The organism is Corynebacterium sp. HMSC074H12, from assembly GCF_001813755.1.
Classification (GTDB): Bacteria; Actinomycetota; Actinomycetes; order Mycobacteriales; family Mycobacteriaceae; genus Corynebacterium; species Corynebacterium hiratae.
In genome coordinates this window covers 36380-51002 of record NZ_KV813882.1, presented here as the reverse complement: position 1 = coordinate 51002, position 14623 = coordinate 36380, and the positions used below count along the sequence as shown (strand labels likewise).

Genomic DNA, 14623 nt, shown 5'->3' with positions numbered 1-14623 from the left:
CCCCTGATAATGCCTCCTTTGGGGTGCGGCGTGGAATAATGAGCGACGTGGCTGAAAAGAAGAACATTTCCAACGTCCTGTCCGCTCGATACGCCTCCCCCGAGATGGCTGAAATCTGGTCCCCGGAGCACAAGATTATTCTGGAGCGCCAGCTGTGGATTGCGGTGATGACGGCGCAGAAGGATCTTGGCGTCGACATCCCTGCCTCGGCTATCGCCGCTTACGAGGCGCAGGTTGAGAACGTCAACCTCGCCTCCATCGCGGAGCGTGAGCGCGTTACGCGCCACGACGTCAAGGCGCGCATCGAGGAGTTCAACGCCCTAGCCGGCTGCGAGCACATCCACAAGGGCATGACCTCGCGTGACCTGACGGAGAACGTGGAGCAGCTGCAGATTCTGCGTTCTTTGGAGCTAACCCGCGATAAGGCCATCGCGGTGGTCTCGCGCATTGGTGAGCGCGCGGCGCAGTATCAGACGCTGGTCATGGCGGGTCGTTCCCACAACGTCGCTGCCCAGGCCACGACCCTGGGCAAGCGTTTCGCCTCCGCTGCCGACGAGCTCCTGCTGGGCATCGAGCGCGTGGAATCGCTGCTGAGCCGCTATCCGCTGCGCGGCATCAAGGGCCCGATGGGCACCTCGCAGGACATGCTCGACCTCATGGGCGGATCCGAAGACAAGCTCGCCGCGTTGGAGACCCGCATTGCGGATCACCTGGGATTCTCCCGCGTCTTTAACTCGGTGGGCCAGGTCTACCCGCGCTCCCTCGACTTTGATGCTGTGTCCGCGCTGGTGGAGCTGGGCGCTGGGCCTTCCTCGCTGGCAACGACCATTCGCCTCATGGCTGGCAACGAAACCGTGACGGAAGGCTTCAAGGAGGGCCAGGTTGGTTCCTCCGCGATGCCGCACAAGATGAATGCCCGCTCTTGCGAGCGCGTCGGTGGCTTCCAGGTCATCCTGCGCGGCTACCTGACGATGGTGGCGGACCTGTCCGGCCAGCAGTGGAACGAGGGTGACGTGTTCTGTTCGGTGGTACGCCGCGTGGCGCTGCCCGACGCCTTCTTCGCTATCGACGGCATGTTTGAAACCTTCCTCACCGTGCTCGACGAGTTCGGCGCTTTCCCGGCCATGATTGACCGCGAGCTGGAGCGCTACCTGCCGTTCCTCGCCACCACCCGCATCCTCATGGCGGCGGTGCGCGCGGGCGTAGGCCGCGAGACCGCGCACGAGGTCATCAAGGAAAATGCTGTCGCCGTGGCGCTCAACATGCGTGAGAATGGCGGGGAGCAGGATCTGATTGAGCGCCTGGCTGCCGACGAGCGCCTGCCGCTCGATGCCGCCGCCCTCGAGGCCGCGCTGTCGGACAAGCACGCTTTCATCGGCGCTGCCGAATCGCAGGTGAGCCAGATTCTGGGCCGCATCAAGGCGATTGTTGACCAGCATCCGAAGGCCGCGGCCTACACCCCGGGCGAGATCCTCTAGCCCACGCTGCCAGGGGGCATCCAGTGATCTGGGGCCACCGGGCGTGGTACGTTTTCGCAGACAATCCCTCTCAAACGCGAGTTTTCGGGGCGCTATTTACGAAAACGTACCTCGCTGGCCCGGTCCATGTACGTTTCGATCAAATAAGGTTGCCCAGATCGAATTTTCTGGCCCTTATTTGATCGAAACGATCAGCTAGTCACTTTCTGCTTTATTCGGCGCTTTGTCTGCGCCCTTCGTTGCGGACTCGATGGCGCTGCGGGTTGTACCCCAGGCTTGCCGGGCGCGGTTGGTTACGGTTTCGCGGGCTTCTAAGGTGCGTTGCTGCGCAACACCAGCGGCTTCGCGGGCCATGTTGGTGCCGGTGGCAGTCAGCTCGCGGAAAGCATCGATGCGCCGGACGGGCTCTAAGCCCTCGGTTCCTTCGACAGCAAGGTTGGCAGCGTCGGCGAAGTCACGCAGTTGGGCAAAGAAATGGTTGACCTCCGCTACGGCGCGGGGAGAGTTCCAGTCGATGGCTTTGCGCAGCGTCGAGAAGCTGCCCAGCTCGTGGGCAATGTGGGCGATGCTGGTGAGGTCTTCCAGCAAACGAGCGGCGCGCCTCTGCCGCGCCCGAGCAACGGCCGCGGCGTAGTCTTTGGCCACCTCGCCCTCCACGGCATTGGCGCGGCTGAGCTGAAGCACATACATCTGGTTCTGCAGCTGCACGGTTCGGGCAAGCTCGTAGAACCACGAGCCTGCGTCGTCGTTAGTCTTCTGGAAGGTCGCGCGCACCTTCCCGGGCGAAGTCTTTGACCTCGCCATCGTCTCCGCCACGGCCCGCAGGTGTCGCAGTACCTGGCCTTGCAGCTTAGCCAGGTCCGCAGTGAGGTGGGCGATGGTTGCCCACTGCGTATCGGTCACCTCAGCGGTGTCCTCGAGGACGAGGGCGGCCTCCGTCAGCATCTCCGCGACGCCATCAATCTCACCAGCCAGCGAATCCTTCTGGAAGCGCAGCACCTCATCGAGCTTGGCGTCGATATGCTCCAGGTAAGCCTGCATCTGCTCCATCTGCTTCTCGACGCCCGCCTGCTGCATCATCGACGCCAGCACCATCGGAGCCGCCGGCGTGAGCAGGCCGGCCTTATCAAACGTCAGGTGCTTGAGCAGGCTTCCACCGTTGTGCGAAGCAACGCCGCGGCCGACATCCTTGGTGCGGATTACACCGGCGCGGATATCCCCCGGCTTGATGCCCAGGCGCTTGAGGTACGCAGCGGACTCAGCATCGAGCTTGAGCCACCGTCCAGATTCCTTCTGGTAGTCCTCGATACCTGCGAGCACCTGACTCGCGCGGCGGAGGAGCTGGGGAGTGACGGGAGAGAGCTCCGCCTGGTCGGAAAGCCGTTTCAACTCGGATTCGGGGCCGATAACAAGTGCGCCTTCCTCACCGGTAATGACGGTTAGCTCGGCGTCGCTCTCAGCCATTAGGCCATCCCGGGGAGGCGCAGAACCGGCAGCTCAAAGCCGCCGAAAGAGGCGCCGTTGGAGGCGAGGTAGCCGCCGATCACCAGCACGGTGAGCACCGTCATGACGCCGAGGACCGCCGCTCCCGTGGACGAGGTTTGCTGCTGCGTCGTCTGCCCCGGAATGGGCAGCTCGGGCACCGGCTGGATGCCCTCCTGAGCGCCGCGCCCGCGCAGCTCCTCTACACACTCCGCGAAAGACTGCGATTGGGCGGCGTTGAAGGCGTCGACGGCTTCCTTTTCTTGAGCCTGGTTTTCTGCCAGAGCGGCGCGCAGCTTAGGGCTGAAATCGCTACCCGTCGACAACAACGGTGCCGGTCCCTTCTCAGTCCGGGACTTCGCCGCATTGATGGAGTATTCGGCATCCCCCGGCAACAGCACCGATTCATCCTCCACCAGGTCCTCCGGGGCGGACGCGCCGACCATGATGATGACCATATCCGCGCCCGTGTAGCCGGCCTTGCCCAGCGCGGCCACCGTCGCCGCGTAGCCCGGAGCCTTGCTGATATCGCGCGAGGTGTACGCGGAGAAGTCCAGCTTCGGGAACTGCGCTTGAATCTTCTCCGAGGTCGCGCGGATGGTGTTGATGTAGCCCGCCCGGACATCGCGGGCTAGTGCGCGATCCGTGGCCGACGCCGACATCGTGCACAGCCACTGTCCGTGGGCGGACTCGCGCACGGAGATGTCGGCTGCGTGCGCAGCGGGCACAGACAGGGCGGCGCCCACCAGCGCAGCGGAGGTCAAAAGGGAGGTCAGGCGAGAGTGCACGGGCTTAGCTCCTCGGGATTGGGACGTATCTTGAAGCAGTCTAGACGGGTCTAGAATGTATGTCATGCGTCCAGAACTTTCTTCCTATGCCCACATCGCCTCCGGCAAGGTGCGCGATATCTACGAAATCGATGACAACACCCTGCTCATGGTGGTCTCCGACCGCATTTCCGCCTATGACCACGCTCTCGAGCCGGCCATCCCCGACAAGGGCCGCGTGCTCACGGCGACGTCGAAGTTCTTCTTCGACGCCATCGACTTCCCCAACCACTTGGCCGGACCGCTCGATGACGAGCGCATCCCCGAGGAAGTCCTTGGCCGCGCAATGGTCGTGCAGAAGCTCGACATGCTTCCTTTCGAGTGCGTCGCCCGCGGCTACCTCACCGGCTCCGGGCTCAAGGAGTACAAGGCATCCGGCAGCGTGTGCGGGGTCGAGCTGCCCGAGGGACTCACCGAGGCTTCCCGCCTGCCCGAGCCCATCTTCACCCCAGCCACCAAGGCGGAGCAGGGCGAGCACGACGAAAACGTTTCCTTCGATGTCGTCGTGGACAAGCTCGGCCGCGAGCGCGCCGAAGAGCTGCGCGATGCCACCCTGCGCATTTATGCCAAGGCCGCCGCGTTGGCGGAGGAGAAGGGCATTATTTTGGCGGATACGAAGTTCGAGTTTGGCGTCGATAAGCACGGCACTTTGGTCTTGGCCGATGAAGTCCTCACACCGGACTCCTCGCGCTACTGGCCGGCCGATACCTATGAGGAAGGCAAAGTCCAGCCTTCCTTTGATAAGCAGTATGTGCGCGATTGGCTCACCAATTCCGGCTGGGACAAGGAGTCCACGCCGCCGCGCCTGCCGGATGACGTTGTCCAGGCTACCCGCGCGCGTTATGTTGAGGCCTTTGAGCGCCTGTCCGGAACCACCTTTTAAGGAGGCTGAATGAACGCACCGATTGCTGCTAAGCGCCCGGTGACGCGTGAGTTTCATGGCCGCAGCTTCGTCGATAACTACGAGTGGCTGCGCGCGAAGGAGGCGCCGGAAACCCGCGAGTATCTGGAGGCTGAAAACGCCTACACCAAGGAGCGCACCGCACACCTGGAGACCTTGACGGAGAATATCTTCTCCGAGGTCAAGTCCCGCATCAAGCAGACGGACATGTCCGTGCCCCAGCGCCGCGGCAAGTACTGGTACTACGGCCGTACCGAGGAAGGTAAGGAGTACGGCTATAGCTGCCGCATCCCGGTCTCGGAAGGCTCCGATCCGTGGACCCCGCCGACCATCCCGGAGACGGGGGCGCCGGAAGGGGAGCAGGTGCTTCTCGACGTCAACGCGCTCGCCGAAGGCCACGACTTCTTCGCCCTGGGTGCTTCTTCGGTGAGCGATTCCGGTGATTTGCTGGCCTATTCGGTCGACGTGGCCGGCGATGAGCGCTTTGAGCTTTTCATCAAGGACCTGCGTTCAGGCGAGCTGTTGGAGGATCGTCTGGAAGGCATCTTCTATGGTGCGACGTGGGTCGGGGAGGAATTCATCTTCTACACCACCGTGGATGACGCGTGGCGGCCGGACACCGTGTGGCGCCACCGCGTTGGCACCCCACAGTCGGAGGACGTCGTGGTCATGCGCGAGGAGGATTCGCGCTTCGGCATCGGCGTGGGCACGACACGCAGCGAGAAGTACATCATGATTGTCTCCGGCTCGAAGACGACGAATGAGGCGTGGGTGCTCGAGCAGGACAACCCGGAGGGCGATTTCCGCTGCCTGTGGGCGCGCGAGACCGGCGTGGACTACGACGTCGACCACGCCGTGGTGGGCGGCACCGATTATTGGGTGGTCACGCACAATGCCACCGGCCCCAACTTTGCCTTAGGTTACTGTCCTGTCTCCGATGACCTTCCAGCCTTGCGCGAACTCACCGTCCTCATGCCACACGATGACACAGTGCGCATTGAGGGCGTGGATTGTTACCGCGACCAGATTATCGTGGGCTATCGCCGCGGCGGGATCGGCCGTGCAGCGGTGATGGATGTGCGCCAAGGGTGGGCGCGCTTCGACGAGCTTCACTTCAACGAGGAGCTCTACACCGTCGGCGTGGCCGGTAACCCCGAGTGGGACGCGCCGGTGCTGCGCGTGAGCTATACCTCCTTCATCCAGCCGGCCCAGCTCTTTGATTACCGCGTGGCGACCGGCGAGTACACGCTGCTGAAGGAACAGGAAGTCCCTGGCGGCTATGACAAGGATGAGTACGTGGCTTACCGCGTCTGGTCTGAAGCACCTGACGGGACGAAGGTGCCGGTGTCCATCGTGCACCGCGCGGACCTCGACCGCACGCAGCCGAACCCGACGCTGCTGTATGGCTACGGCTCCTATGAGGCGAACATGGACCCGTATTTCTCGGTCTTCCGTTTGTCTCTCATGGACCGCGGCATGATCTTTGCCATGGCGCACGTGCGCGGTGGTGGTGAGATGGGCCGCAACTGGTACGACGACGGCAAAATGCTGGCGAAGAAGAATACGTTTACGGACTTCATCGCGGTGGCCGATGACCTCATCGCGCGCCGGGTGACCACGCCTGACACCTTGGTAGCGGAGGGCGGTTCCGCCGGTGGCCTGCTCATGGGCGCGGTGGCCAACATGGCACCGGATAGGTTCAAGGCCATCGAGGCGAACGTGCCGTTCGTGGATCCGTTGACGTCTATTCTGATGCCGGAGTTGCCGCTCACGGTGGTGGAGTGGGAAGAATGGGGCGACCCGTACCATGACCCGGAGGTCTACGACTACATGGCCTCCTACTCGCCGTATGAAAATATTGCGCCGCAGGAGTATCCCAATATCCTGGCGTTGACCTCGCTCAATGACACCCGCGTGCTCTATGTGGAGCCGGCGAAGTGGGTAGCCAAGCTTCGCGACGTCGCCACCGGCGGCGAGTTCCTCCTCAAGACGGAGATGGCCGCCGGCCATGGTGGTGTGTCTGGCCGCTATGCCAAGTGGCGGCAAGCAGCATTCGAGTATGCGTGGCTGATTAACCAAGCTACGGGGGCGGAGGCTTAAGCATCACCCCCGCTCGGCGCGCGGCGGCGCGGTGGCTATGCGATAATTTTCCTTATGCATGGCCACCTTTTGGTTTCGATTTCCAGTATCTTCGACGACACCCGAAGGCAGGCCGCTGACCTGCTGGAGCAGTTCGATAAAGCGGATATCCCGGTGTCCTTGCTCGTAGCGCCACACATCGATGGCAATTGGCACCTAGCTAAGGATGAGTCGACGCGATCGTGGTTGCGTGATCAAGCGGAGGGCGGCCGCGTGCTCATTCTCAACGGCTTCGACCAAGCAGTTCAGGGCCGCCGCGCGGAGTTCGCGAACTTGGATGCGCACGAGGCACGTCTGCGCCTGAAGGGGGCGACGCGGCAGATGGCAAAGATCGGTTTCGAACCCACTATCTTTGCGCCGCCGCGCTGGCGCATGTCGGAAGGCACGCTCACTGTCCTTCCCGAGTTTGACTTCGACTTCGCCGCCTCTACCCGAGGTATCCATGATTTGCGCTCTGGCGAGCTCCACCAAGCCCGCAACCTGTCCTTTGGTGAGGGTTTTGGTTCTGCGAAGTGGTGGCGCCGCAACATCATCCGCGCCGCGGAGCGCTCCGCCGAGCGCGGCAATACCGTGCGCCTGTCCATTTCGGGACGCAACCTTGATGACCGCAAGGTTGTTTCCGATTTCCTCAAGGCTGCCGAGCGCGCCATGGCAGCAGGTGCCCGCCCCGCCGACTATTCCGTTTTCACGCACGCCGAATAGCCCACCAACCTCTTTTTCTTTGGGGTGTGGCCGAATTAGACGCGGTGTAGGTTTGTGAACCCGTCGGGTGTGCTGGCTGCGTGTTTCACGAGCGCAATCCCCGAATTGCGGTAGCGGACGTAGGTTTCAATTGCCCCACCCGCAATCGGAGCGAGAAAAGCCTCTCTTATGAGGGGCTTGACCTGGCTGAGCAGAGACGAACTTAGCGAGTATTCCGGCGTCGCGGGTCAGTGAGTTAGTGGCAGGAAGCTCCGTCAGTAATGCTGGCGGGTGTCCGGCTGCACTGTTGGCGGCGTCTAGCGCGTACTCGGTACTACATGGGGGTGTTGGAGGCGCCACGACTCGGTGGCGTTGCGTCAACTTCTACTTGGAAAAGCTAGTTCTTGTGGCTAACTTCAAACAGATCATCGCGATGTGCATTGAAGGTGATGGGGTCTTTACAGGTTTACAGCCAACTGCCCGTGTAAACACATGCAGATAAGCGTTTGGCGCTCTTGGGGCAGAGGTTTAAAAGCGTTCATTTGTTTGAAAATGATGTTTTGCTGCTGTCATTAAATGCGCCAGCTTCTCATACGGGCGCGTACGAAAGTACGGTTCCCTCTCGAATTAGGTGTGGTTCATTGAAAAGCGTGTGCCCCCAGGAGGTTTCCCTGGGGGCACACGCGTGTTTCTCTTAGCTCTTTAGAACCAAGAAAGTTAGGGCCAATCTACTTAACAACAATCTTTACCATCACCGGCTCGTCATTCACGGTTACTTCCTGACTACCCTCGAGCGCTCGCGCGGAGGAAAGACTGGAAAGCCCTGAACAAGATGCGTTGATGGTATGCGAACCAGGTTCCAACGCGTAGAAGTACACGCCTTTGGCATTAGTCGTGTGTACCTTTTCCTGCGAAAGGCCAATAAGCTTACATTCGCCTGCCGAGTTACCACTGGAGGTTACAACGCGAATCGTTGATTCTCCTGCATTAGGCTTGGACTGCCCATCGTTGGGGAGGCCTTGGCCGACACTGATTGCAACAACTAGGGAAATAATGCCCAGAACGGTACCAATGAGTCCGAGAAGGTTACTGGGGTTATTAATGAGAGCTTGAACCTGAGCTGGAACCGGGATCTGTGGTTGCATTGTTTTGGATCTCCTTAATGTCATTGAAGGTATTTAGCATGCTTGGGCTGATACGTAGGGCACTGTTTTCAGGGCAGCCGAGATCGCTGATGCCATGCGTGTGAATGCCGATGGCAGCGTTGTCTGTGGTATAGACTGGCGAGCCGCTTTGTCCGCCCGTGGTGTCCAAGTTATAGCAGAGTCGAGTTTGGGTTCCTGGTTGAAGGATTCCGCTCATTGTCCACAGTTGTCCGTAGTCGCGAATCAGGCCCTCGCCTTTTTCTCCTGGAAATCCGGTGACAGTTGCTTTTTGCCCGGAGAAAGCGGAAGAAGTATCGCTCGGTTTAATTCCAAACCAGCTGGAAGAAATCGGCTTTGCAAACTTTACAACTCCCCAGTCGTGATCGGCGGACCCGGTAGTGGGGTATTTGGCGGATACCCACTTTTGGGACGCAAAGGTATAAGACCACTGGCTCCAATCTGATGGACGGAAAATGAGCTTTGGAGTCCATCGCTGCTTATCTTTTTCGTAAAGGCAGTGGGCAGCCGTAATGAGAGTATCTGGTGAAATCATCCAGCCAGTACAATGGTTAAAGCCGTCTCGCTGGATCTGGACGATAGCCGGGTTGGGAGATGCCTTTTGCCGATCATCGGTACCGATAATCGAGTAAGTCCCTACCGTGGTTTCGCGGTCTTGGGAGGTCGCCGTGTTTGGAAATCCGGAAAGTCCAACTGCCTCCGTGCCAGAGTTGAGGTCATCGTTATCAGTTGCAATTGGCAGGAATAGCTCCTCGCCTGTTTCTGACACGCCCACCACAGAGTCGTGAAATGCTTGGGTTTGAGCATTTGCTACGGTGGGGGACAGACAGGTTATTGTAGCCACTATTGCTGCGATAGTAGATTTCCGAAGAGAGAACTTCATGAGTATCCTTTGCAGGTGAGAGATGATGATGTGTGGGGTGAACTGGGGTAATTCCCATTCACCTTGCAGTGAATTATGAGGCATCGAAAAGGGCCGTGCAACCGTCAGGCGGTTTGATGTTGCCTCGTGTTCCCCCAAATAGGGGAGGGGTGGCCTCTTGTTTCATCGGGTCCGACTGGCCGGCTGCGCTGGGGATCCTATATAGGTTGCCAACCTCGTGGGTGGGTTAGTCGGGGTTGGTTTTCTCTGCGGGAGCTATATGGACCTGTTGTCTCCGGGCATGACTTGAAAGCTTATCCATGACGGACAAAACTTGGGACCCTTCAGACTGGTGGCTCGATACCCACACCGAAGAACCTGTAGCGCCACTGGAGTTAGCCAAGTAACAAGACTTCGAACGCCAAGGAGAAAAGCACCACGCGCTACCTGGGCGAAAGAAGAACTCAAACGGCGCGGCCACCCAAACGGCGACCAGCCACATACGACGCCCACATCGACTACGAATGGAACCCCAGCCTAGGCGTAAGAAAAGGCTGGGGCGGGGTTCCTAAATCCACACGAAATGTCCGTTACGCTCGGAGAAAAATGACCTTGAGTCCAAGGCTTACATACAAAACGCACACATTAAACTCGGGAGAGCGCTCTATTCAGACTCGGTTGGGACACAGGCAGCGGCAATGATGCCGAGGACTGCCAGCAGGCCGATACCACCAGCTGCGTACTGAGCCTCGCGTGGGATGTTGCGCGTGACGTTGTACGTCAGCGACTCAATTTGCTTCTGTACCGGCTCAAGGCCCGGGATATTGAACTGCGCGCTGATGTTCCCGAGGAAGGCCAGTGGGATGGCGAGGGCTGCTGGGATGGTGAGGCCGAGGACCGTCGGCAAGCAACGCTCACTCACAGAGGAACCACCTGCCGGGGTCGCCGGCTTGTCGCCGGACTTGACGGTTTCTGAGGTGCCGTCGGTGTAGGTGATGACGAGGTTACCGTCGGCATCCGTGGTCACGGACTTAATACCGCGGCCGTCCTTGCCGTCTTTACCGTTTGCGCCATCGCGGCCATCGGTGCCGTCGCGGCCTGGTGCGCCATCGAAGCCATCGCGGCCCGGCATGCCCTGGTCGCCCTTCGAACCGGCGAGGGTACCGAGAATCTCAGAGGTGCCGTCGGTGTAGGTGACGACCACCTCGCCCTTGTCGTTGGTAGTCACGGACTTGATACCACGGCCGCCTTTACCGTCGGCGCCGTCCTTACCGTCCTGGCCGGCATCGCCCTTGTCGCCCTTGTCGCCGTCTTTACCGTCCTTGCCATCGGAGCCGACGACCTTGCCAGCATCCTCGGTGGTGCCGTCGGTGTAGGTGATGATGAGATGTCCATTGTCGTCAATGGTGACGGACTTGATGCCGCGGGCTTCGTCAGTCGGCGCTGGGTCCTCGGTCTTGTCACAGTCCTTAAGATCGTCAGCAGAGCGGGAAACCTGGGCAAGGTTGAAACCCACCTTGACCGGGTCGTGGTCGGAGGAGCGGTAGGGGTTATCGGCCTCAAAGACATCGCCGCCGGTGTAGTTGCGGCGAGAGTACTCCATGGCAATCGGCTCATCGGAGTTGATGTTCCAGGTCTGTGCAGCCTGGGCATCGACGTGCTCGTTGGCCAGGATGTGGTCCAGGGAGCCAATGCGGCCGGAGAACTGGTAAGAGGCCACTGCCTGCCACTCAGACTCCGGGTTGAGTTCCTCAACCGGGATGGTGTAGCCAGCGTTGCGGAAGATGGAGATGGCGTCTTCCTTGGAGTAAGCGTTCAAGTCACCCATGACGAAGGTGGCCTTCTCCTGCCACTGCGGCTGCTTGGACAAACCATCGAGGACAGCCTGGGCGTGGGCATTGCGCACGTTGGGGTTGTTGCCCTGGCCGTCGCCGGTGTCCTTGTCGCCGTTAGCCACCGAACCCTTGGACTTGAAATGTTTGGTGACCACCACGAAGGAATCTGGGCCCTCAGGAGCGCACTTGTCAGCAACCGGCTTGAACTCCGCAGCGAGCGGGGTGCGGGCGGTGCCCTTGAAACGCTCGTCCTCCAGCAAGGTGGCCTCACCTACTGGCTGGACGCGGTCCTTCTTGTAGATGATCGCAGTGCGGATGACATCCGAGTCCGCCGCGGAGTTCGCCGGGGCCTTGACGTAATCCCACTTTTCGGATTCCGCGCGGGTGTTGAGTTCATCTACGAGGTACTTCACAGCATCGTCGTAGGAGCCACCCACGGTATTCGCGGCGTTCTCAATCTCCGACAAGCCAATGACGTCGGCATCGAGGCCCTCCAGCGCGGTGAGGATCTTGCCCTTCTGGTCGTTGAACGCAGACTCCGACCACGCGCCGCGGAAGGTGCCGCTATCAGAACCCACACCGTTACCGAAACGGTCCTTGTACGCCTTCGCGCCGTTGTCCTCACCTAGGTTGATGAAGAAGTTCAGCACGTTAAACGCCGCCACGGTGTAGTCGCCTTCCACCTGCGGGGCCTCCGGACGGGCCGGGTCCCACGTAATCGGCAGGTCTGCGGTGGCAGAGTCACCGGTAATCATCGTGGTGGGCTGGAAGCGCCATTGGTTGTGGCCGTAGCCCAGGATTACGCCGGAGTCCGCAAACTCCACCTGGTTGGTGGTGCGGATGGTCTTGACCTCCGAGCCGTTCTGCATGATGTACGGCAGCTTCGTCGAGGCACCATCGCGGGTGAAGTCACGGGTAGAGCCGTCATCGAGGATGACGTACTTCGCCGCGTTGGACTCTTCCAGAGCATGCATTTCCGCGCTGCCTGGGGCGAACTTGTCCGTCGGCTGGCGCAGCGCCTCCGTACCCGGGGCCAGGCCCAACTCGCCGTAGCGGTTGAGGCCGTAGTTATCGGTCACCGTGTGCACGCCGGGCTTGAGCAGCATGGACTCGAGCTTTTCGCGGGCCTCGTCGCCTTCCGGCAGGGCATCGATGGTCAGCGGGGTGACGGGATCGAGTGCGGTGTCGAGGACGGAGCCTTGGGCTAGGGCGATTTGGGTCTGGCCGTAGTACTCGTCGACGGAGCCAGTAACCTCGACGGATTCCCCAATCTTTGGGTAGAAGCCGGTGCCGCCGGTGTAGACGAAGACGGCCTCAGAGGCCTCGGTCGGCGCAGTTTGACCCGTGCCCGGAGTCTGGATGGTGAAACCGTTGAGGGACTTCTCACCCTGCCACATGGCGGTGACAACACCCTGGGTGGTGACGTTCTGGCCCTTGAGTGGGGACTCCGCGCCGGTGCCCTGGATTTCCGGGATGGTAACGGTAGCGCCCGGCTCGGCCGGCTGCGGGTCCTCCGGTTGCGGGTTCTCCGGCGCGGTGGCGCCGCCGCCGGAGGAGGTAGGAGTCGGGCCGGCGGTGCTGAAGTCGGCGGCGTTGTCGTCGGTGTCGGTGCCGGCGTCATCACGCTGCGCGGAGGTGGTGTTGCTCAAGGAGGAGGTAGGGGAGCCCTCGCTGAGCGACGTCTCCCCGTACCCCACCACGTCGACCTCGGCCCCGGAGGCGTCGTAAAGCTTCACCGAGCCCTTGGAGCCGGACATGCTGAGACCGCCCTCAGCATCCGGGGTGGGCAGCGGCTCGCCTGTGCCGCCGCCACCTTCCTGGATGAGGTAGTAGCCGCCAGCCGGGATGGAACCGTTAAGCGTGGTCTTTCCGCCGGAGTTGCCCTTGGACGAGAAATACTCCACGGACCATCCGGTGAGGTCGATGGCGGAACCCGTTGGGTTGTAGAGCTCGATGAAGTCGTTGGTGAAAGGGGCGTTCTTGTTGCCGCCGCCACCGTAGACCTCCGAGATGACGGCAGTGGAGCCATCCACCGCGGCGCCGGCCTGGGGGACAACGACGCAGGTAGACACTAATGCAGCGATGGCGAGAGAGCCGATGCGTGTGAGGCGCATGAGAGGTTCCTTTAATCAGCGAGAAAATGACAACGCATCTGGTTCTACCTGCCTTCGCCGCCACGGGATACCGGAGGACAACGCGCGAGCTGGGGGTTAAGCCGGGATTCCCCAAGAATTCTTCAGCCGTTTGGTTTGAATTCACCACCCCCAAAGATTCCGAATCTTTCCCGCTGGCGGGATAGACTGGCGGGGCACCTATACTCACGCACAGTAAGGCAGAATTTTCATGGCTCGTGTAGTTGTCAATGTCATGCCCAAGGCCGAGATTTTGGACCCGCAAGGTCAGGCCGTCGTCCGCGCGCTGGGCCGCCTGGGGGTTGCTGGTGTCAGCGACGTGCGCCAGGGCAAGCGCTTTGAAATTGAAGTCGATGATTCGGTCAGCGCCGAGGAACTCGAGAAGGTTGCGTCCACCCTTCTGGCGAACACCGTGATCGAGGACTACGAGGTTATCCAGTAATGAAGATCGGCGTTATTACCTTCCCCGGCACGCTTGACGACGTCGACGCGGCCCGCGCCGCCCGCACCGCCGGCGCCGACGTCGTGTCCCTGTGGCATGCGGACGAGGACCTGCGAGGAGTGGACGCCGTCGTTGTTCCCGGCGGCTTTTCCTACGGTGACTACCTGCGCTCCGGCGCCATCTCTGCGCTGGCCCCGGTCATGCGCGCGGTGGTGGAAGCAGCGAATAAGGGCATGCCGGTGCTCGGCATTTGCAACGGCTTCCAGATTTTGACGGAGGCCGGCCTGCTGCCCGGCGCCTTGACCCGCAACCAGGGGCTGCACTTCCACTGTGTGGATACCTACCTCGAGGTGGCGAACGCGCAGACCTCCTGGACCAGCGAGTTTGAGCAGGGCCAGCGGATCCTGATTCCGGCTAAGCACGGCGAGGGCCGCTTCCAGGCGGACGCGGAGACCGTGGAGCGCCTCGAAGGCGAAGGCCGCGTGGTCTTCCGCTACACGGATAACTTCAATGGCTCCATCAACGACATCGCCGGTATCACCAACGAGGCCGGCAACGTGGTGGGACTCATGCCGCACCCGGAGCACGCCATCGATCTTCTCACCGGCCCGTCCACCGACGGTCTGGGTTTGTTTGTGTCCGCCCTCAAGGTCGTCGCTTAACCCGCGCCGACGGTTATAA

General features: G+C 61.1%; 11 protein-coding genes and 1 pseudogene. 7 read left to right on the top strand and 5 right to left on the bottom strand.

Annotated elements, in window-relative coordinates; all coding sequences use genetic code 11:
- Positions 1-38: 38 nt before the first annotated feature.
- The gene (gene purB, locus HMPREF2932_RS01960; protein WP_070821330.1) at positions 39-1478 is read left to right on the top strand and encodes an adenylosuccinate lyase; all 1440 of its coding nucleotides are present in this window, start codon (positions 39-41) and stop codon (positions 1476-1478) included.
- A 195-nt stretch (positions 1479-1673) separates the two neighbouring features.
- On the opposite strand, the gene HMPREF2932_RS01955 is transcribed toward purB, so the two are convergent.
- Together HMPREF2932_RS01955 and HMPREF2932_RS01950 are read right to left on the bottom strand one after the other, a co-directional pair.
- Complete coding sequence (locus HMPREF2932_RS01955) at positions 1674-2942, bottom strand: hypothetical protein (protein WP_071409476.1); 1269 nt, start codon at positions 2940-2942, stop codon at positions 1674-1676.
- Positions 2942-3748 (bottom strand): serine/threonine protein kinase, encoded by an 807-nt coding sequence (locus HMPREF2932_RS01950; protein WP_071409475.1) that lies wholly within the window; start codon positions 3746-3748, stop codon positions 2942-2944. Before HMPREF2932_RS01950 ends, HMPREF2932_RS01955 begins: the two co-directional genes overlap by 1 nt.
- A 64-nt stretch (positions 3749-3812) precedes the next feature.
- Here HMPREF2932_RS01950 and HMPREF2932_RS13365 point away from each other — a divergent pair, with 64 nt between their 5' ends.
- From HMPREF2932_RS13365 to HMPREF2932_RS01935, 3 genes are read left to right on the top strand one after another with little or no spacing between them, the layout of a single operon-like run.
- Positions 3813-4670: a phosphoribosylaminoimidazolesuccinocarboxamide synthase gene (locus HMPREF2932_RS13365; RefSeq protein ID WP_070522876.1), complete on the top strand. Its 858-nt coding sequence runs from the start codon at positions 3813-3815 to the stop codon at positions 4668-4670.
- 9 nt (positions 4671-4679) lie between these two features.
- Positions 4680-6788, top strand: a complete 2109-nt coding sequence (locus HMPREF2932_RS01940; RefSeq protein ID WP_070511044.1) for a S9 family peptidase — start codon at positions 4680-4682, stop codon at positions 6786-6788.
- 54 nt (positions 6789-6842) lie between these two features.
- Positions 6843-7529, top strand: a complete 687-nt coding sequence (locus HMPREF2932_RS01935) for a DUF2334 domain-containing protein (RefSeq protein ID WP_049154755.1) — start codon at positions 6843-6845, stop codon at positions 7527-7529.
- A gap of 707 nt (positions 7530-8236) precedes the next feature.
- Here the strand turns inward: HMPREF2932_RS01935 and HMPREF2932_RS13360 are convergent.
- Positions 8237-8653, bottom strand: a complete 417-nt coding sequence (locus HMPREF2932_RS13360; protein ID WP_049154756.1) for a hypothetical protein — start codon at positions 8651-8653, stop codon at positions 8237-8239.
- A complete protein-coding gene (locus tag HMPREF2932_RS12965) occupies positions 8607-9554 on the bottom strand; it encodes a trypsin-like serine peptidase (RefSeq protein WP_158010531.1) in 948 nt (315 codons plus the stop codon). The genes HMPREF2932_RS13360 and HMPREF2932_RS12965 overlap by 47 nt, the downstream gene beginning before the upstream one ends.
- A 326-nt stretch (positions 9555-9880) precedes the next feature.
- Between HMPREF2932_RS12965 and HMPREF2932_RS13355 the strand changes: the two are divergent.
- Positions 9881-10097 (top strand): annotated as a pseudogene (locus HMPREF2932_RS13355) (IS256 family transposase); the annotation flags it as partial.
- Between the two features lie 100 nt (positions 10098-10197).
- Here HMPREF2932_RS13355 and HMPREF2932_RS01925 read toward each other — a convergent pair.
- The gene (locus HMPREF2932_RS01925) at positions 10198-13482 is read right to left on the bottom strand and encodes an ExeM/NucH family extracellular endonuclease (protein ID WP_246818608.1); all 3285 of its coding nucleotides are present in this window, start codon (positions 13480-13482) and stop codon (positions 10198-10200) included.
- A 229-nt stretch (positions 13483-13711) separates the two neighbouring features.
- Between HMPREF2932_RS01925 and purS the strand changes: the two genes are divergently transcribed.
- On the top strand, positions 13712-13942 hold the full coding sequence (gene purS / locus HMPREF2932_RS01920; RefSeq protein ID WP_039676532.1) for a phosphoribosylformylglycinamidine synthase subunit PurS: 231 nt from the start codon (positions 13712-13714) through the stop codon (positions 13940-13942).
- Complete coding sequence (gene purQ / locus HMPREF2932_RS01915; RefSeq protein ID WP_049154757.1) at positions 13942-14604, top strand: phosphoribosylformylglycinamidine synthase subunit PurQ; 663 nt, start codon at positions 13942-13944, stop codon at positions 14602-14604. The genes purS and purQ overlap by 1 nt, the downstream gene beginning before the upstream one ends.
- Positions 14605-14623 lie beyond the last annotated feature (19 nt).